This is a genomic window from Pseudomonas sp. LBUM1671, assembly GCF_059695685.1.
Genome location: NZ_CP166782.1, coordinates 1,803,767 through 1,821,794 on the forward strand (window position 1 = coordinate 1,803,767; position 18,028 = coordinate 1,821,794).

General features: G+C 58.3%; 16 protein-coding genes. 13 read left to right on the forward strand and 3 right to left on the reverse strand.

The window, feature by feature from the left end:
• The first annotated feature begins 104 nt into the window (after positions 1-104).
• The 8 genes from ACA060_RS08160 to ACA060_RS08195 all read left to right on the forward strand — a co-directional run bounded on the left by ACA060_RS08160 (position 105) and on the right by ACA060_RS08195 (position 11,166).
• Positions 105-2,936, forward strand: coding sequence for a 2-oxoglutarate dehydrogenase E1 component (locus ACA060_RS08160; protein WP_497316516.1), 2,832 nt, complete (start codon positions 105-107; stop codon positions 2,934-2,936).
• Positions 2,937-2,978: 42 nt separating this feature from the next.
• The gene (odhB, locus tag ACA060_RS08165) at positions 2,979-4,199 is read left to right on the forward strand and encodes a 2-oxoglutarate dehydrogenase complex dihydrolipoyllysine-residue succinyltransferase (protein ID WP_033056077.1); all 1,221 of its coding nucleotides are present in this window, start codon (positions 2,979-2,981) and stop codon (positions 4,197-4,199) included.
• Positions 4,200-4,309: 110 nt separating this feature from the next.
• A complete protein-coding gene (gene lpdA, locus ACA060_RS08170; protein ID WP_077749772.1) occupies positions 4,310-5,746 on the forward strand; it encodes a dihydrolipoyl dehydrogenase in 1,437 nt (478 codons plus the stop codon).
• A gap of 200 nt (positions 5,747-5,946) precedes the next feature.
• A complete protein-coding gene (sucC, locus tag ACA060_RS08175) occupies positions 5,947-7,113 on the forward strand; it encodes an ADP-forming succinate--CoA ligase subunit beta (protein ID WP_008148602.1) in 1,167 nt (388 codons plus the stop codon).
• Positions 7,113-7,994, forward strand: coding sequence for a succinate--CoA ligase subunit alpha (gene sucD / locus ACA060_RS08180; protein WP_008148605.1), 882 nt, complete (start codon positions 7,113-7,115; stop codon positions 7,992-7,994). Before sucC ends, sucD begins: the two co-directional genes overlap by 1 nt.
• Positions 7,995-8,451: 457 nt before the next feature.
• The gene (brnQ, locus tag ACA060_RS08185; RefSeq protein ID WP_109628637.1) at positions 8,452-9,765 is read left to right on the forward strand and encodes a branched-chain amino acid transport system II carrier protein; all 1,314 of its coding nucleotides are present in this window, start codon (positions 8,452-8,454) and stop codon (positions 9,763-9,765) included.
• 262 nt (positions 9,766-10,027) lie between these two features.
• A complete protein-coding gene (locus tag ACA060_RS08190; RefSeq protein ID WP_109628638.1) occupies positions 10,028-10,765 on the forward strand; it encodes a DUF599 domain-containing protein in 738 nt (245 codons plus the stop codon).
• Positions 10,765-11,166 carry an MAPEG family protein gene (locus ACA060_RS08195; RefSeq protein ID WP_497316518.1) on the forward strand — a complete coding sequence of 134 codons (402 nt, stop codon included), beginning with the start codon at positions 10,765-10,767 and terminating at the stop codon, positions 11,164-11,166. The genes ACA060_RS08190 and ACA060_RS08195 overlap by 1 nt, the downstream gene beginning before the upstream one ends.
• Positions 11,167-11,233: 67 nt before the next feature.
• On the opposite strand, the gene ACA060_RS08200 is transcribed toward ACA060_RS08195, so the two are convergent.
• Complete coding sequence (locus tag ACA060_RS08200; protein WP_109635983.1) at positions 11,234-11,467, reverse strand: hypothetical protein; 234 nt, start codon at positions 11,465-11,467, stop codon at positions 11,234-11,236.
• Between the two features lie 157 nt (positions 11,468-11,624).
• On the opposite strand from ACA060_RS08200, the gene ACA060_RS08205 reads away from it, so the two are divergent.
• The 4 genes from ACA060_RS08205 to ACA060_RS08220 all read left to right on the forward strand — a co-directional run bounded on the left by ACA060_RS08205 (position 11,625) and on the right by ACA060_RS08220 (position 15,331).
• Positions 11,625-12,101, forward strand: coding sequence for a PaaI family thioesterase (locus tag ACA060_RS08205; RefSeq protein WP_497316520.1), 477 nt, complete (start codon positions 11,625-11,627; stop codon positions 12,099-12,101).
• Positions 12,098-12,550 carry a PaaI family thioesterase gene (locus tag ACA060_RS08210; protein ID WP_497316522.1) on the forward strand — a complete coding sequence of 151 codons (453 nt, stop codon included), beginning with the start codon at positions 12,098-12,100 and terminating at the stop codon, positions 12,548-12,550. The genes ACA060_RS08205 and ACA060_RS08210 overlap by 4 nt, the downstream gene beginning before the upstream one ends.
• Before the next feature lie 81 nt (positions 12,551-12,631).
• Positions 12,632-14,536 (forward strand): molecular chaperone HtpG, encoded by a 1,905-nt coding sequence (htpG, locus tag ACA060_RS08215; RefSeq protein WP_109635985.1) that lies wholly within the window; start codon positions 12,632-12,634, stop codon positions 14,534-14,536.
• A 66-nt stretch (positions 14,537-14,602) separates the two neighbouring features.
• Positions 14,603-15,331, forward strand: a complete 729-nt coding sequence (locus ACA060_RS08220) for a dienelactone hydrolase family protein (protein WP_497316524.1) — start codon at positions 14,603-14,605, stop codon at positions 15,329-15,331.
• A gap of 159 nt (positions 15,332-15,490) precedes the next feature.
• On the opposite strand, the gene ACA060_RS08225 is transcribed toward ACA060_RS08220, so the two are convergent.
• Positions 15,491-16,351: a pirin family protein gene (locus ACA060_RS08225; RefSeq protein WP_497316526.1), complete on the reverse strand. Its 861-nt coding sequence runs from the start codon at positions 16,349-16,351 to the stop codon at positions 15,491-15,493.
• A gap of 61 nt (positions 16,352-16,412) precedes the next feature.
• Positions 16,413-16,829: an OsmC family protein gene (locus ACA060_RS08230; protein ID WP_109628644.1), complete on the reverse strand. Its 417-nt coding sequence runs from the start codon at positions 16,827-16,829 to the stop codon at positions 16,413-16,415.
• Between the two features lie 106 nt (positions 16,830-16,935).
• Between ACA060_RS08230 and ACA060_RS08235 the strand changes: the two genes are divergently transcribed.
• Complete coding sequence (locus ACA060_RS08235; protein WP_497316528.1) at positions 16,936-17,982, forward strand: amidohydrolase family protein; 1,047 nt, start codon at positions 16,936-16,938, stop codon at positions 17,980-17,982.
• The last annotated feature ends 46 nt before the right edge of the window (positions 17,983-18,028 follow it).

Sequence of the window (18,028 nt, forward strand, 5' to 3'; positions counted from 1 at the left end):
TCAGCGTGATCCTAAGTGGCTTGTTTTGGTCGCTGCATTCGGACTTCTGCAAGTTTGCTCGGTGTCGACGCCGGTGGTGTTCCCCTAACCGAGGGTGACCAAGCATGCAAGAAAGCGTGATGCAGCGCATGTGGAACAGCGCCTACCTATCCGGTAGTAACGCTGCCTATGTGGAAGAGCTTTATGAGCTCTACCTGCACGACCCTAACGCTGTGCCAGAAGAGTGGCGCACCTACTTTCAGAAGTTGCCGGCTGACGGCAACCCTGCCACCGATGTTTCGCACTCCACAATTCGCGATCATTTCGTGCTGCTGGCAAAGAACCAGCGCCGCGCCCAACCGGTTTCCGCCGGCAGCGTGAGCAGTGAGCACGAGAAGAAGCAAGTTGAAGTGCTGCGATTGATCCAGGCCTACCGTATGCGTGGCCACCAGGCAGCCCAGCTTGACCCGCTGGGGCTGTGGCAGCGTCCTGCACCTGCAGACCTGTCGATCAATCATTACGGCTTGACCAATGCCGATCTTGATACGACCTTCCGTGCCGGCGACCTGTTCATCGGCAAAGAGGAGGCGAGCCTACGCGAAATTCACGAAGCGTTGCAGCAGACATATTGCCGCACCATCGGCGCTGAATTTACGCACATCACCGATTCCGAGCAGCGCCAGTGGTTCCAGCAGCGTCTGGAAAGCGTGCGTGGTCGCCCGACGTATTCCGCCGACATCAAGAGCCACTTGCTTGAGCGTGTTACTGCCGGCGAAGGTCTGGAAAAATACCTGGGCACCAAATACCCGGGCACCAAGCGTTTCGGTCTGGAAGGCGGCGAGAGCCTGATTCCGATGCTCGACGAACTGATCCAGCGTTCCGGTTCCTACGGCACCAAGGAAATCGTCATTGGCATGGCCCACCGTGGCCGTCTGAACGTGCTGGTCAACACCTTCGGCAAGAACCCGCGCGAGCTGTTCGACGAGTTCGAAGGCAAGAAGAAGGTCGAGCTGGGTTCCGGTGACGTTAAATATCACCAGGGCTTCTCGTCCAACGTCATGACCACCGGCGGTGAAGTTCACCTCGCGATGGCCTTCAACCCGTCTCACCTGGAAATCGTATCTCCAGTGGTCGAGGGTTCGGTTCGCGCCCGTCAGGATCGTCGTAACGACCCTACCGGCGAGAAGGTTCTGCCGATCTCCATCCACGGTGACGCGGCATTCGCCGGTCAGGGCGTGGTGATGGAAACCTTCCAGATGTCGCAGACCCGCGGTTTCAAGACCGGCGGCACTGTGCACATCGTGATCAACAACCAGGTTGGTTTCACCATCAGCAACCCGCTGGACTCGCGTTCCACCGAGTACGCGACCGACGTTGCGAAAATGATCCAGGCGCCGATCCTCCATGTGAATGGTGATGATCCGGAAGCCGTTTTGTTCGTGACCCAGCTGGCCATCGATTACCGCATGCAGTTCAAGCGTGACGTGGTGATCGACCTGGTCTGCTACCGTCGTCGCGGCCACAACGAGGCCGACGAGCCAAGCGGCACCCAGCCGATCATGTATCAGCAGATCACCAAACAGCGCACCACCCGTGAGCTGTATGCCGATCGTCTGACCCAGGGCGGCGTACTTGACGCAGAGCGTGTTCAGGCGAAAGTCGACGAATACCGCAACGCGCTGGACAACGGTCTGCATGTTGTAAAAAGCCTGGTCAAAGAGCCGAACAAAGAGTTGTTCGTGGACTGGCGTCCGTATCTGGGCCACGCCTGGACCGCACGTCATGACACCCGCTTCGACCTGAAAACCTTGCAGGAACTGTCCGCCAAGCTGCTGGAAATTCCGGAAGGCTTCGTGGTTCAGCGCCAGGTCTCGAAAATCTACGAAGACCGTCAGAAGATGCAAGCCGGCGGCCTGCCGATCAACTGGGGTTACGCTGAAACCATGGCGTACGCGACCCTGGCGTTCGAAGGTCACCCGATTCGCATGACGGGTCAGGACATCGGTCGCGGTACGTTCTCGCACCGTCACGCTGTCTTGCACAACCAGAAAGACGCGGGAACCTACGTTCCGCTGCAAAACCTGTACAAGGGCCAGCCGCGTTTCGACCTGTACGATTCGTTCCTGTCCGAAGAAGCCGTGCTGGCGTTCGAATACGGTTACTCGACCACCACGCCTGAGGCGCTGGTGATCTGGGAAGCCCAGTTCGGCGACTTCGCCAACGGTGCCCAGGTGGTTATCGACCAGTTCATCACCAGTGGCGAGCACAAGTGGGGCCGTCTCTGCGGTCTGACCATGCTGCTGCCGCACGGTTACGAAGGTCAGGGGCCGGAGCACTCGTCGGCACGTCTGGAGCGTTACCTGCAACTGTGCGCCGAGCACAACATTCAGGTGGCTGTACCGACTACCCCGGCGCAGATCTATCACTTGCTGCGCCGTCAGGTGATTCGCCCGCTGCGCAAGCCATTGATCGTTCTGACTCCGAAGTCGCTGCTGCGTCACAAACTGGCCGTATCGACCCTGGAAGATCTGGCCGAAGGTTCGTTCCAGACCGTGATCCCGGAAATCGATGCACTGGACCCGAAAAAGGTCGAGCGCGTTGTTCTGTGTAGCGGCAAGGTCTACTACGACCTGCTGGAAAAACGCCGTGCCGAAGGTCGTGATGACATCGCCATCGTGCGTATCGAGCAGCTGTACCCATTCCCTGAGGACGACTTGAACGAAGTCCTGGCTCCGTACACCAACCTCAAACATATCGTTTGGTGTCAGGAAGAGCCGATGAACCAGGGTGCCTGGTACTGCAGCCAGCATCACATGCGCCGCATCGTTGGCAATCACAACAAGTCGCTCGTACTCGAATACGCCGGCCGTGATGCTTCTGCTGCACCTGCTTGTGGTTATGCATCGATGCACGCTGAGCAGCAGGAAAAACTGCTGCAAGACGCCTTTACTGTTTAACGCCTTCGCGCACCTGAAACCGAATTTAAGGACTCACAGATAATGGCTATCGAAATCAAAGCCCCCACTTTCCCGGAATCGGTTGCCGATGGCACCGTTGCCACCTGGCACAAACAACCGGGCGACGCTGTAAAGCGTGACGACCTGATCGTCGACATCGAAACCGACAAGGTTGTGCTGGAAGTGTTGGCTACCGCCGACGGTGTGCTGGGCGCTATCGTCAAGAACGAAGGCGACACCGTTCTGTCCGACGAAGTCCTGGGCTCCATCGAAGCGGGCGGCGCTGCTGCCGCCCCAGCTGCTGCCGCTGCTCCGGCCGCCGCACAAGCTGCTGCTCCAGCCGCTGAAGGCGAAGACGATCCTGTTGCTGCACCGGCTGCTCGCAAGCTGGCTGAAGAAAACGGCATCAACATCGCCTCCGTTGCCGGCACTGGCAAAGGCGGTCGTGTGACCAAGGAAGACGTGGTTGCAGCCGTTGCTGCCAAGAAAGCCGCTCCGGCTGCCGCGCCTGCCAAGGCTGCAGCCCCGGCTGCCGCTGCTCCTGTGTTCGCCGCTGGCGACCGCATCGAGAAGCGCGTTCCAATGACCCGCGTTCGCGCTACCGTGGCCAAGCGCCTGGTAGAAGCGCAGTCGAACATGGCGATGCTGACCACCTTCAACGAAGTCGACATGACTGAAGTCATGGCCCTGCGTTCGAAGTACAAGGACCTGTTCGAGAAGTCCCACAACGGCGTACGCCTGGGCTTCATGTCGTTCTTCGTCAAGGCTGCCACCGAAGCGCTGAAACGCTTCCCGGCTGTCAACGCGTCGATCGACGGTGCCGACATCGTTTACCACGGCTACGCTGACGTCGGTGTGGCTGTTTCCAGCGACCGCGGCCTGGTTGTACCGGTTCTGCGTAACGCCGAACTGATGAGCCTGGCTGAAATCGAAGGCGGCATCGCCACCTTCGGCAAGAAGGCTCGCGACGGCAAACTGTCGATGGACGAAATGACCGGCGGTACGTTCACCATCACCAACGGTGGTACCTTCGGTTCGATGATGTCGACCCCGATCGTCAACCCGCCACAAGCGGCCATCCTGGGCATGCACAACATTCTGCAGCGTCCTATGGCGATCAACGGTCAGGTCGTAATCCGTCCGATGATGTACCTGGCTCTGTCCTACGATCACCGTCTGATCGATGGCAAAGAAGCTGTGACCTTCCTGGTTACCATCAAGAACCTGCTGGAAGACCCGGCTCGTTTGCTGCTGGATATCTGATTTCGTTGCACGGGCCGGCCAGTGATGGGCGGCCCTCCTGTAATGACCAGCTTCGTCCCACGACAATCCCCAAAAGGGATTGTCCGGTTTGATTCGAGAAGGAATGACACATGACTCAGAAATTCGACGTGGTAGTGATTGGCGCGGGCCCTGGCGGTTACGTGGCTGCCATTAAAGCAGCGCAACTGGGCCTCTCCACTGCCTGCATCGAGAAATACACCGACAAGGAAGGCAAACTGGCCCTCGGCGGTACTTGCCTGAACGTCGGCTGCATTCCATCCAAGGCGCTGCTGGACAGCTCCTGGAAATACAAGGAAGCCAAAGAAGGCTTCGCCATCCACGGTATCAATCACGCTGGCGTGACCATGGACGTGGCGGCAATGGTTGGCCGTAAAGCCAACATCGTCAAAGGCCTGACCTCTGGCGTTGCTACCCTGTTCAAGGCGAACGGCGTTACTTCCCTGCAAGGCCACGGCAAACTGCTGGCCGGCAAGAAAGTTGAACTGACCAAGCCGGACGGCACCGTCGAAATCATCGAAGCCGAGAACGTGATTCTGGCTTCGGGTTCGCGTCCGATCGACATTCCACCGGCTCCGGTTGACCAGAACGTGATTGTCGATTCGACCGGCGCGCTGGAATTCCAATCCGTACCTAAGCGTCTGGGCGTGATCGGCGCTGGCGTCATCGGTCTGGAACTGGGTTCGGTGTGGTCGCGTCTGGGTTCGCAAGTGGTTGTCCTGGAAGCGCTGGAGAAGTTCCTGCCAGCCGCTGACGAAGCCGTTTCCAAGGAAGCCTTCAAGACCCTGACCAAACAAGGTCTGGACATCAAGCTGGGCGCTCGCGTCACCGGTTCCAAAGTGAACGGCGACGAAGTCGTTGTGAACTACACCGATGCCAACGGCGAACAGAACATCACCTTCGACAAGCTGATCGTTGCCGTTGGTCGCCGTCCAGTGACCACCGAACTGTTGGCTGCCGACAGCGGTGTGAACATCGACGAGCGCGGTTTCGTATTCGTTGACGACCAGTGCGCCACCAGCGTGCCGGGCGTTTACGCGATCGGTGACGTGGTTCGCGGCATGATGCTGGCGCACAAGGCGTCCGAAGAAGGCATCATGGTGGTTGAGCGCATCAAGGGCCACAAAGCCCAAATCAACTATGACCTGATCCCGTCTGTTATTTATACTCACCCGGAAATCGCGTGGGTCGGTAAAACCGAGCAGGTCTTGAAGGCTGAAGGCGTTGAAGTTAACGTTGGCACCTTCCCGTTCGCAGCCAGTGGCCGTGCCATGGCAGCCAACGACACCGGCGGTTTCGTGAAAGTCATTGCCGATGCCAAGACTGACCGCGTATTGGGCGTCCACGTGATTGGCCCGAGCGCTGCAGAACTGGTTCAGCAGGGCGCGATCGGCATGGAATTCGGCACCAGCGCTGAAGACCTGGGCATGATGGTTTTCTCCCATCCGACCCTGTCCGAAGCCTTGCACGAAGCAGCTTTGGCTGTGAATGGCGGCGCCATCCACATTGCCAACCGCAAGAAGCGTTAAGACAAGACAATAAGAAACCACGGCGGAAGGCCCGTCGTGAGCCTTGCGTGCAAGACTCACCGCGGAATGTCCGCCGGACGCAGCCTTGCGTAGTCTCACCGGTTATCCGGAACACCTACGCAAGCAGCAGTCACAGGTGGTGCGGCACTTGAACAAGTGCAGCACCGAATGCGCAGTACCTAACGAAGACGGTAATAAGCATGAATCTTCACGAGTATCAGGGTAAGCAGCTGTTCGCTGAATACGGCCTGCCAGTATCCCAGGGTTTCGCCGTAGACACCCCGGAAGCAGCAGCAGAAGCGTGCGACAAAATCGGCGGGACCGAATGGGTTGTCAAAGCCCAGGTTCACGCAGGTGGTCGCGGTAAAGCGGGCGGCGTAAAGCTGGTTCGCAGCAAAGAAGACGCCAAGGCCTTCGCACAGCAGTGGCTGGGCAAGCGTCTGGTGACTTACCAGACTGACGCCAACGGCCAGCCAGTCACCAAGATCCTGGTTGAATCGTGCACTGATATCGCTAAAGAGCTGTACCTGGGCGCTGTCGTTGACCGTTCGAGCCGTCGCATCGTGTTCATGGCTTCCACCGAAGGTGGCGTGGACATCGAGAAAATCGCTCACGACACACCAGAAAAAATTCTGAAAGCCACTATCGATCCACTGGTTGGCGCTCAGCCATTCCAGGGTCGCGAGCTGGCATTCCAGCTGGGTCTGGAAGGCAAGCAAGTTGCTCAGTTCGCCAAGATCTTCGTAGGTCTGGCCAAGCTGTTCAAGGATCACGACCTGGCTCTGCTGGAAGTGAACCCGCTGGTGATCAAGGCTGACGGCGATCTGCATTGCCTCGACGCCAAGATCAACATCGACGCCAACGCCATGTACCGTCAGCCTAAGCTGAAGACTTTCCACGATCCGTCGCAAGACGATCCGCGCGAAGCGCACGCTGCCAAGTTCGAACTGAACTATGTAGCGCTGGAAGGCAACATCGGTTGCATGGTCAACGGTGCTGGCCTGGCCATGGGTACCATGGACATCGTCAACCTGCATGGCGGCAAACCAGCCAACTTCCTCGATGTGGGCGGCGGTGCTACCAAAGAACGCGTTACCGAAGCGTTCAAGATCATCCTGTCCGACACTAACGTCGCTGCAGTACTGGTCAACATCTTCGGCGGCATCGTTCGTTGCGACATGATTGCCGAAGGCATCATTGGCGCCGTGAAAGAAGTCGGCGTGAAAATCCCGGTTGTTGTTCGCCTTGAAGGCAACAACGCTGAGCTGGGCGCTAAAGTACTGGCAGAAAGCGGTTTGAACATCATCGCTGCTACCAGCCTGACCGACGCTGCTCAACAAGTCGTTAAAGCTGCGGAGGGCAAATAATGAGCGTCCTGATCAATAAAGACACCAAAGTTATCTGCCAGGGTATTACCGGTTCGCAAGGTAGTTTCCACACCCAGCAAGCCATCGAATACGGCACCAAGATGGTTGGCGGCGTAACTCCTGGCAAAGGCGGCACCGAGCACCTGGGCCTGCCAGTGTTCAACACCGTGAAAGATGCTGTAGCTGCCACTGGCGCCACCGCCAGCGTGATCTATGTTCCAGCTCCTTTCTGCAAGGACTCCATCCTGGAAGCAGCATTCGGCGGCATCAAGCTGATCGTTTGCATCACTGAAGGCATTCCTACCCTGGACATGCTGGATGCCAAGGTCAAGTGCGACGAACTGGGCGTAGTCCTGATCGGTCCTAACTGCCCAGGCGTGATCACTCCAGGTGAATGCAAGATCGGCATCATGCCAGGTCACATTCACTTGCCAGGCAAGGTCGGTATCGTTTCCCGTTCCGGCACCCTGACCTACGAAGCTGTTAAGCAGACCACTGACGCCGGTTTCGGTCAGTCGACTTGCGTCGGCATCGGCGGTGACCCGATCCCGGGTTCGAACTTCATCGACATCCTGAAGCTGTTCCAGGAAGACCCGAAGACCGAAGCGATCGTGATGATCGGTGAGATCGGCGGTTCGGCTGAAGAAGAAGCGGCTGCCTACATCAAGGCACACGTGACCAAGCCGGTTGTTTCCTACATCGCTGGTGTGACTGCCCCTGCGGGCAAGCGCATGGGCCATGCTGGCGCAATCATCTCTGGCGGCAAAGGTACTGCAGACGAGAAGTTTGCTGCCCTGGAAGACGCAGGCGTTAAAACCGTGCGTTCGCTGGCAGACATCGGCAAGGCTTTGTCCGAGCTGACCGGTTGGGCGATCAAGTAAGCCTCGCGCTTACCTGACGCTTCACCAAACAAAGGCCACCTTCGGGTGGCCTTTGTCGTTTCTGGAGATTGTGATGGGCCGTTGTGGCGAGGGGATTTATCCCCGTTCGACTGCGCGGCAGTCGTAAAACCATTGTATGCGGTGCATCTGATACACCTCGAATGCAGGTTTTGGGGCCGCTTCGCGACCCAACGGGGATAAATCCCCTCGCCACGGGGTTCTGTGCAAGTAAATAAAATATGTAAACGCGACACAGAAATGTCGCGTATCGGATAGATCGCCCCTTAACAGTGCGTTTGTCGGGCAAATTCGTTAGGCTAGCCGCCATTTTTGCGTTTGCGTCCCACAAGGAAGCGTCGCGCTAAACGGGTCAGTCCTATACGGACCGACAGCATTTCCCTCACCCCTCAGGGAAATCCCTCTCTAAATTCCGATTCAGTAGTGTGGTATTTCCTTAATGAAAGTGTTGAAAGGCCAGGACATCCTGGCACTTGGTTTTATGACGTTTGCCCTGTTTGTCGGGGCTGGCAACATCATCTTCCCGCCTATCGTCGGCTTACAGTCCGGGCCCAATGTCTGGATGGCGGCACTGGGCTTTCTGATCACAGCGGTCGGTCTGCCGGTCATCACGGTGGTTGCACTGGCCAAGGTCGGCGGCGCGATGGATGCGCTGAGCAGCCCGATCGGCAAAGTCGCCGGCGGTTTGCTGGCTGCGGCGTGTTACCTCGCGGTTGGCCCGTTGTTCGCCACGCCGCGCACCGCAACCGTGTCGTTCGAAGTGGGCCTGGCGCCGCTGACCGGCGAAAGCCCGTTGGCGCTGTTCCTCTACAGCTCGGTGTACTTCCTGCTGGTGTTCTTCATTTCGCTGTATCCGGGCCGTTTGCTGGATACCGTGGGACGTTTCCTCGCGCCGCTGAAGATCATCGCCCTGGCCGCCCTCGGCATCGCCGCGTTCGCACTGCCGGCCGGCGATATTGGCGTGGCCACGCCTGAGTATGTCGCGGCACCGTTCTCCCAGGGGTTCATCAATGGTTACCTGACCATGGATACCCTTGGCGCGCTGGTGTTCGGCATCGTCATCGTCAACGCGATCCGCTCCCGTGGCGTCGAGTCTCCAGCGCTGATCACCCGTTACGCGATCATCGCCGGTTTGATCGCTGGCGTGGGCCTGGCGCTGGTGTACGTCAGCCTGTTCCGGCTGGGTTCCGGCAGCCATGAAGTGGCGGCGGGTGCAACCAACGGCGCCGCGGTGCTGCACGCTTATGTTCAGCATACCTTCGGTTCGTTGGGCAGCGGCTTCCTGGCGGTGCTGATCTCCCTGGCCTGTCTGGTCACGGCGGTCGGTCTGACCTGCGCTTGCGCTGAATACTTCAGCCGTGTGCTGCCGTTGTCTTACAAGACATTGGTCATCATCCTCGCCGCATTCTCCCTGCTGGTGTCCAACCTGGGCCTCACCAATCTGATTGCGTTCTCGATCCCGGTGCTGACCGCGATTTACCCACCGTGCATCGCCCTGGTAGCGCTGAGCTTCTGCAAGGACTTCTGGCATGAACAGGGCCGTATCGTTGGCCCGGTGATGCTGGTGTCGTTCATCTTCGGCATGATCGATGCGCTCAAGGGCGCGGGTCTGGCGGACTGGATGCCGACTCAGCTGTCCCACTTGCCACTGAGCGAGCAGGGCCTGGCGTGGCTGGTGCCGTCGGTGATGACCCTGGTGGTTGCGGTGGTGTGCGACCGTCTGCTGGGCAAGCGCGAAGAAGCGCTGGCTTAAGCGGCTTCATGGCCCGCCACAAGCGGGTCTTGAGCCTCTACAGAAATGCCCCGTATCAATCGATACGGGGCATTTTTTATGCGCGTGATGCGGTGTCTTTTTTTGTCAGCTAACGTCGAAACACTGCAAATCCCCTGTGGGAGCGGGCTTGCTCGCGAGGCGGTGGGTCAGTCGACATCAATGTTGAATGATAAGCCGTCTTCGCGAGCAAGCCCGCTCCCACAGGGTTTCGGTGTACCGATCTCACATCACAAGGACCTGCATGTCGTTCATCCACGCCAACATCATCCACATCCTCGCCGCCGTCTGGTTTGTCATCTGCTGGGGCGGTTACACCCGATACGCCTCGTGGAAAGGCCGCGACACCGCGTGCCTGGCCAGTGTGCTGCACTTGTACCGTGAAGACTGGATGCGCCGTATGCTGCTGCGCGATAACCGCATCGCCGACGCCAGCGTGGTCGGCAATCTGGAGCGCAACGCCTCGTTCTTTGCTTCCAGCACGCTGATTATCCTGGCCGGTATTCTTACGGTGCTCGGCGCGTCCGAACGGGCCGTGTCGTTGCTGGCGGATATTCCGATGGTGCAGCAGGCGTCGCAAGGCATGTCCGAGATCAAGTTGCTGTGTCTGGCGCTGGTGTTTGTCTACGCGTTCTTCACCTTCAGTTGGTGCATGCGCCAGTACAACTTCGCCGCCATTTTGATCGGGTCGGCGCCAATGGTTGGCGAGCGCCACGTGTCTGAACAAGAGCGCAAAGCCTTTGCGGCCCGCGCGGCCCGGGTTATCTCCATGGCCGCCAACCAGTTCAACTTTGGCCTGCGTTCTTACTACTTCGGCATGACCATGCTGGCCTGGTTTGTCAGCCCGTGGCTGTTCATGTTGATGAGTGCCGGCGTGGTGCTGGTGTTGTATCGCCGGGAGTTTCATTCCGACGTTCTCGATGTGATGGTCTATACCCCTACAGAGGCGCCATTGCCCGAAGCCAACAAAGAGGCCGCTTGATGAGTATTCCGTTCTGGTGCGTGTTTATCAGCGCCTTGCTGATTTACGTGGCAAAGATTCCGGTGGCCAAGGCCATGAAAGAGCAGGGCGGTTACGACAATCACCTGCCGCGTCAGCAACAAGCGCAACTCACAGGCTTTGGCGCCCGCGCGGTGGCGGCTCATCAAAACTGCTTCGAGGCATTCATATTATTTGCGGTGGGAGTGTTGATGGCGCACACCACGCAAACGGCCGGGTGGCTGGTCGATTCGCTGGCAATCATCTTCGTGATCACCCGGATCATTTATTTGCTGTGCTATTGGGCAGATCTTGCCTGGCAGCGGAGTCTGGTGTGGTTCATCGGACTAGTGTGTTCGTTGCTGCTGATGATTAGTCCGACTTTTAGAACTATTTTGCTCTAGCGGGACAAATCACAGGCAAAAGAAAACCCGCACTTGGCGGGTTTTCTTTATCACGCTAAAAACTGTTTTAGTTTTTAGGTGCTTCTTTTGCTGCCGCTGCATCCGATTCAGCCTGAGCTTTGGCGGCTTCGGCGTTTTCTTTCGCAGCGTCGTTCACTTTATCCTGAGCTTTGTTCATGTCTTGCTGAGCTTGCTCGGCATGTTGGTTAGCATCTTGAGCTTTGTCCTCGGATTTTTTATCGCAAGCAGCGAGACCGAGGGAAGCGGTCAACATCAAGGCAATAGCTAAAGTCTTACGCATGGGGTGTATCTCCTTATGGAAAATATCTACTGGCCTTTCGAGCACAGCTATCAGGGTTAAGTTCCTCAATTCGTTCAGATATATAAGATTATTCCCACGGGAACTTTTACGAATACGCTGAATACGATTTTCGAGTACTAAAAAGAGTGTTTATCACATGGCCGAAAACCCCGTTTTTGAGCGCGCGACGCGATTTCTTTCCGCGCTCAGGCATTGTCAGGTATTGGGTTTGCGCGTTCACAGCGCCAGCAGCGACGGACTGACGGTCATCCTGCCGTACAGCCCGCAAATCGTAGGCAATCCGCGAACCGGGGTGATCCATGGCGGAGCGCTGACCTCACTGATGGACACCGCCTGCGGCATGTCGACCCTCTGCGTCCTGCCCGAATTTGAAGTCTGCCCGACCCTCGATTTGCGCATCGACTACATGCACGCCGCCGAGCCTCACAAGGATGTCTACGGTTTCGCCCAATGCTACCGGGTGACCACCGACGTGATCTTCGCCCGCGGCTTTGCCTACCAGGACGATCCCGAGCAGCCGATCGCCCATGTCGTCGGCACATTCATGCGCATGGGCAAGGCCGTCAAAGGCACCAAGGGTTTTGGCGGTGCGATCGCCGGAGGTGCGAAATGACTGACACGTTCAAGGAACAACTTCAGCAGGCCCACGAGCAGGGCGATTACGCCTCGCTGCTGCATTTGCTTCCCTACGCCAAACTGATCGGCGTCGAGTGTTCGCGTGTCGGGGATGAGTTGCTGTTTCGCCTGCCGGCCAACAAGGACAACATTGGTAACCCTTTACTGCCCGCCATCCACGGTGGGGTGATCGCCGGGTTCATGGAGCTGTCCGCAGCGCTGCACCTGCTGATTTTCACCGGTTCGCCCGGTGTGCCGAAGATCATCGACTTCTCCCTCGACTACCTGCGAGCCGGGCAGTTTCGCGACACCTGGGCCAAATGTCAGGTTTGCCGCCAGGGCCGGCGCGTGGCAAACGTGGCGATTACGGCCTGGCAAACCACCGAAGGCGAACCGATTGCCACGGCCCGCGGCCATTTCAAAATTGAAGAGCCCTTGAAATCCTGAACTCAGCCCCAAACTCTGATGACAACCCGCCGCCGACCCTCAAGGTCGCGGCCACTGCCATCTGATTGGAGTTTGATGACCATGAGTGTGGAAACTCAAAAGGAAACCCTGGGCTTCCAGACCGAGGTGAAGCAATTGCTGCACCTCATGATCCATTCGCTGTATTCCAACAAGGAAATTTTCCTTCGCGAATTGATCTCGAACGCCTCTGACGCTGTCGACAAATTACGTTTCGAAGCCCTGTCCAAGCCTGAACTGCTGGAAGGTGGCGCCGAACTGAAAATCCGTGTGAGCTTCGACAAGGACGCGAAAACCGTCACCCTCGAAGACAACGGCATCGGCATGAGCCGTGAAGACGCGATCACCCACTTGGGCACGATCGCCAAATCCGGCACTGCCGACTTCATGAAACACCTGTCTGGCGATCAGAAGAAAGACTCGCACCTGATCGGTCAGTTTGGTGTTGGTTTCTACTCGGCCTTCATCGTTGCCGACAAAGTCGACGTGTTCAGCCGCCGTGCCGGTGTTGCCGCCAGCGAAGGCGTGCACTGGTCGTCCAAGGGTGAAGGCGACTTTGAAGTGGCCACCGTCGAGAAAGCCGAGCGCGGTACCCGTATCGTTCTGCACCTGAAGTCCGGTGAAGACGAATTCGCCGATGGCTGGCGCTTGCGCAACATCATCAAGAAGTACTCCGACCACATCGCTTTGCCGATCGAGTTGCCGAAAGAAGTGGCAGCCGTCGAAGGCGAAGAGAAGCCGGCCGTTGAATGGGAAACCGTCAACCGCGCCAGCGCCCTGTGGACCCGTCCTCGCACCGAGATCAAGGACGAGGAATACCAGGAGTTCTACAAGCACATCGCTCACGATTTCGAGAATCCGCTGAGCTGGAGCCACAACAAGGTCGAAGGCAAGCTGGAATACAGCTCGCTGCTGTACGTGCCGACCCGTGCTCCGTTCGATCTGTACCAGCGTGAAGCGCCGAAAGGCCTGAAGCTGTATGTGCAACGCGTATTCGTCATGGACCAGGCCGAGTCGTTCCTGCCGCTGTACCTGCGCTTCATCAAGGGCGTGGTCGATTCCAACGACCTGTCGCTGAACGTGTCGCGGGAAATTCTGCAGAAAGACCCGATCATCGACTCCATGAAGTCGGCGCTGACCAAGCGTGTTCTGGACATGCTGGAAAAACTGGCGAAGAACGAGCCTGAGCAATACAAAGGCTTCTGGAAGAACTTCGGTCAGGTCATGAAAGAAGGCCCGGCAGAAGACTTCGCCAACAAAGAGAAAATCGCTGGCCTGTTGCGTTTCGCCTCCACTCAGGGCGAAGAAGGTGAGCAGGTTGTGGGTCTGGCGGATTACCTGGCTCGCGCCAAGGAAGGTCAGGACAAGATTTACTACCTGACCGGCGAAACCTACGCGCAAGTCAAAAACAGCCCGCACCTGGAAGTCTTCCGCAAGAAAGGCATCGAAGTGCTGCTGCTGACCGACCGCATCGACGAGTGGCTGATGAGCTACCTCAGCGACTTCGACGGCAAGAGCTTTGTCGACGTGGCCCGCGGTGACCTGGACCTGGGCAACCTGGACTCGGAAGAGGACAAGAAAGCCGCGGAAGAAGTCGCCAAGTCCAAAGAGGGCCTGGTTGAGCGTCTGAAAACCGCGCTGGGCGACTCCGTTGCCGAAGTGCGTGTTTCCCACCGCCTGACCGACTCCCCGGCGATTCTGGCCATCGGCGAGCAGGACCTGGGCATGCAGATGCGTCAGATCCTCGAAGCCAGCGGTCAGAAGGTGCCGGATTCGAAGCCGATCTTCGAATTCAACCCGGCTCACCCGCTGATCGAGAAGCTCGACAACGAGCAGAGCGACGAGCGCTTCGGCGACCTGTCGCACATTCTCTTCGATCAGGCGGCCCTGGCGGCCGGCGACAGCTTGAAAGACCCGGCCGCGTATGTGCGCCGCCTCAACAAGCTGCTGGTTGAACTGTCGGTTTAACTGAGTTGTACAAAAACCCGCTTCGGCGGGTTTTTTCATTCTGGTGTCTTTTGCTGGGAGTTAGTCATGAGCCAAATCACTGTTCGTTCCGTCGCTTATCAGATTGATGGCCAGGCGTATGAAAGCCGCCTGGCGTTCGATGCCGGCCACAAAGGCCCACGACCCGGTCTGTTGATGGCGCCAAACTGGATGGGCGTCAGTGCCGGTGCCGAGGAGATTGCCAGGTCGGTGGCAGCGAAGGGTTATGTGGTGCTGATCGCGGACCTGTACGGTCAGTCGTTACGCCCGCAGAACGCCGACGAGGCGGGTGCAGCGATGATGCCGCTGAAGAACGACCGCGGGTTGCTGCGCACGCGCATGCAGGCGGCGTTCGAACAGTTGCAAGGGCAGGGCGAGGCGGCGGTCGATACCTCGAAGCTGGCGACTTTCGGTTTCTGTTTTGGCGGTTGCTGCGCACTGGAACTGGCCCGCACGGGCGCGCCGGTCAAAGCGGCGGTGTCGTTCCATGGCACGCTGGATACGCCGAACGTCAACGATGCGAAAAACATCAAGGGCTCGGTGCTGGTGTTGCACGGCGCGTCCGATCCGTTGGTGCCGAAAGAGCAATTGCCGGTGTTTGAACAGGAAATGAACGCAGCGGGCGTGGATTGGCAACTGCTGAGCTACGGCGGTGCGGTGCATTCGTTTACGGATCCGCATGCGGACGTGCCGGGCAAGATGATGTATGACGCGAAGACGGCGGCTAGGGCGTTTACCTCGATGCACAATTTGCTGGATGAAGTTTTTAAAGACTGATAGCTGATTCCGCCCTGAGACTCTCGGTGTCAGTGCCGACCTCATCGCGGGCAAGCCCGCTCCCACAGGGAATTGTGTCGTATGCAACTTTTGAATACGACTCGGCAAACTGTGGGAGCGGGCTTGCCCGCGATGGCGCAATGACTGACGCAGAAGATCTTAAGGCAGTTCAATCCGCTCGCTTTCCCCGGGCACCGTCGGCCAATCCCCAGCCGCCCAGCGCCGCCGCGCTTCATCGATCGCCGCCGGATCGCTCGCCACAAAATTCCAGTTGATCCGCCGCGGCCCGTCCAGCGGCGCCCCGCCAAACAGCACCGCGTGACAGTCGCTCTCGGCGAACAACGTCATTTCCTCTCCGGCAGGCAACACCACCAGCGCATGCGGTTCCAGCAGTTCGCCATCCAGCTGCGCTTCGCCACTGAGCACATACAGCGCCCGTTCTTCATGCTCGGCCGGAATCAGCAAGGTGGTCGCAGTTTGCAGGTTCAGCTCCGCATACAGCGTCGGAGAAAGCACCGGTACCGGCGATTCCAGGCAAAAGCCTGACCCGGCAATCATCCGGATCTTCACGCCAAGGTTATCGCTGACCGGCAACGTCGCCGCCGGGTGATGGCTGTAGTGGCCTGGGCCCTGTTCATGCTCTTTTGGAGAGGCGAGCCAGATCTGCAAGCCATGCATGGTGAAGCCGCTTTCTTTCAAGGCATCAGGGGTACGTTCAACGTGAGCAATCGCACTGCCCGCCGTCATCCAGCTGACATCACCGGCTTCTACCACCTGATCGGAGCCAAGGCTGTCCTTGTGCTGGATTTTGCCTTCGAACAAGTAGGTGAGCGTGGACAGGCCAATGTGCGGATGCTGACGGATGTTCATGCCTTTACCCGCCGGATAACGGGTTTCGAGCATGTGGTCGAAAAACACGAAAGGCCCGACGCTGCGGCATTTGGCCGACGGCAATGGGCGGAGAATGGGCTGGCCTTCGACATCTTCGGCGCGAGGGCGGATCACGAGCGGAGTGTTCATGGTGCATTCCAGGCTGAGCGGGTGACGCGTGGAGCATAACCCGCTTGCGCAGCCCTTGCCGCTATTGGCTGAAGGCACCTTCGGACAGGTGGGTTTCGATGCTGACTTCAGAGCTGGTCATCAGCTTGTGCACCGGGCAGCGGTCGGCCACGCGGTGCAGCTCGTCGCGCTGTGCGTCGGTGAGCACACCCTTGAGGGTCAGCTTGACGTGCAGGGCGTATTTGCCTTTCTGCTCTTCGCTGTTGTCACGTTTGACTTCGACCGTGACGCCAGTCAGCGGAATGTCTTTCTTCTTCGCGTACATCTTCAGCGTCAGGGCCTTGCAGGCACCCAGGGCAGCGTCGAAGTAATCGTGTGGCTCAGGGGCCGTGCCTTCGCCGCCGGATGTGGTCGGCACATCGGCAAAGAGTTCGTGGTCATCGATCTGGACGCTGTGGCGAAAACCTTCGGCGGAAACGGTATTGACGGTAACGGTCATGAGAAGCCTCCCAGGCTAAAAAGTCATTCGATCAAAAAAGACCTTGAAGGTATAGAGCATTCCTACTGGTGCGCGTTCCACTTTATTACAGGATGAACCGCTTCGAGTGCGCGGAGGTCTACGTGTTTCCTGCCCCCGGAGATTGCCCGTGCCCTTGTTCCGTTTGAGCCTTGTCTGTTTGCTGGCGCTGTCCAGTGCTTACGCCAATGCACGCGAATACGCCTACAGCGACGCGCACCTGCATTACGTGGACTTTTTCCAGGAAACGGCCGGCATGCCGACATTGCTCAAGGCCATGGACGACAATGCCATTGAGCACGTGATGATTTCCGGCATCCCGGTGGCGAAGAAATGGCACGAAGACGAACCGAAGCGCCCACGCTATTACGCCGGTGATGACGCCGATGCCTATTGGTACAGCGCCACTGATGTGATCGTTGCGGCGGCGGTGAACAAATTGACGCCCGAGCAGCGCCAGCGTTTTCACCCGTTCCTGTCGGGCTTCAACCCCAACGACAAAAACTCCGCGGCGCACATCCAGCGCATGCTCGACCTTAATCCGGGGTTGTGGCAGGGGATTGGCGAAGTGTTCACCCGGCACGATGACCTGACCGCGCTGACTTCCGGGGACACGCCACGGGCCAACAACGAAGCGATGACGCGGATCTATCACCTCGCGGCCGAGAACGACTTGCCGGTGATGCTGCACTCCAACATCACCTCCAAGCGTGAGAAAAATCCGCTGTACCTGTCGGAAGTCGAGGAGCCGCTGCGCAATCACCCGCACACGCGATTCATTTGGGCCCACGCGGGGACCAGCGCTGAAGTCCATCGGCATCAGACCCAGCTGGATTTTCTGTTGCCGACCCTGACACGAATGCTCGAGGCTTACCCCAATCTGTACATCGACCTGTCCTGGAGCATGCTGACGCCTTATTTGCTGGATGAGCAGGGCAAACCCTCGCAAGCCTGGCTGAAACTGGTGGAGCGCTTCCCGGATCGCTTCATGCTCGGCTCTGATGTGGTGGGACGTTTCAACAAGCTCGGTAAGGAAATGCGCAGCTTCGATCCGTTTCTCGACGCCTTGCCTGAAGAGGTTGCGAGGAAAGTCGCACGGGACAATTTCCTGTCGATTCTGCCGCGTAACCGTTAAGGCGGCCAGGTGACCGATTGGCTGCGGGCGGTTGCGGATGACGCAA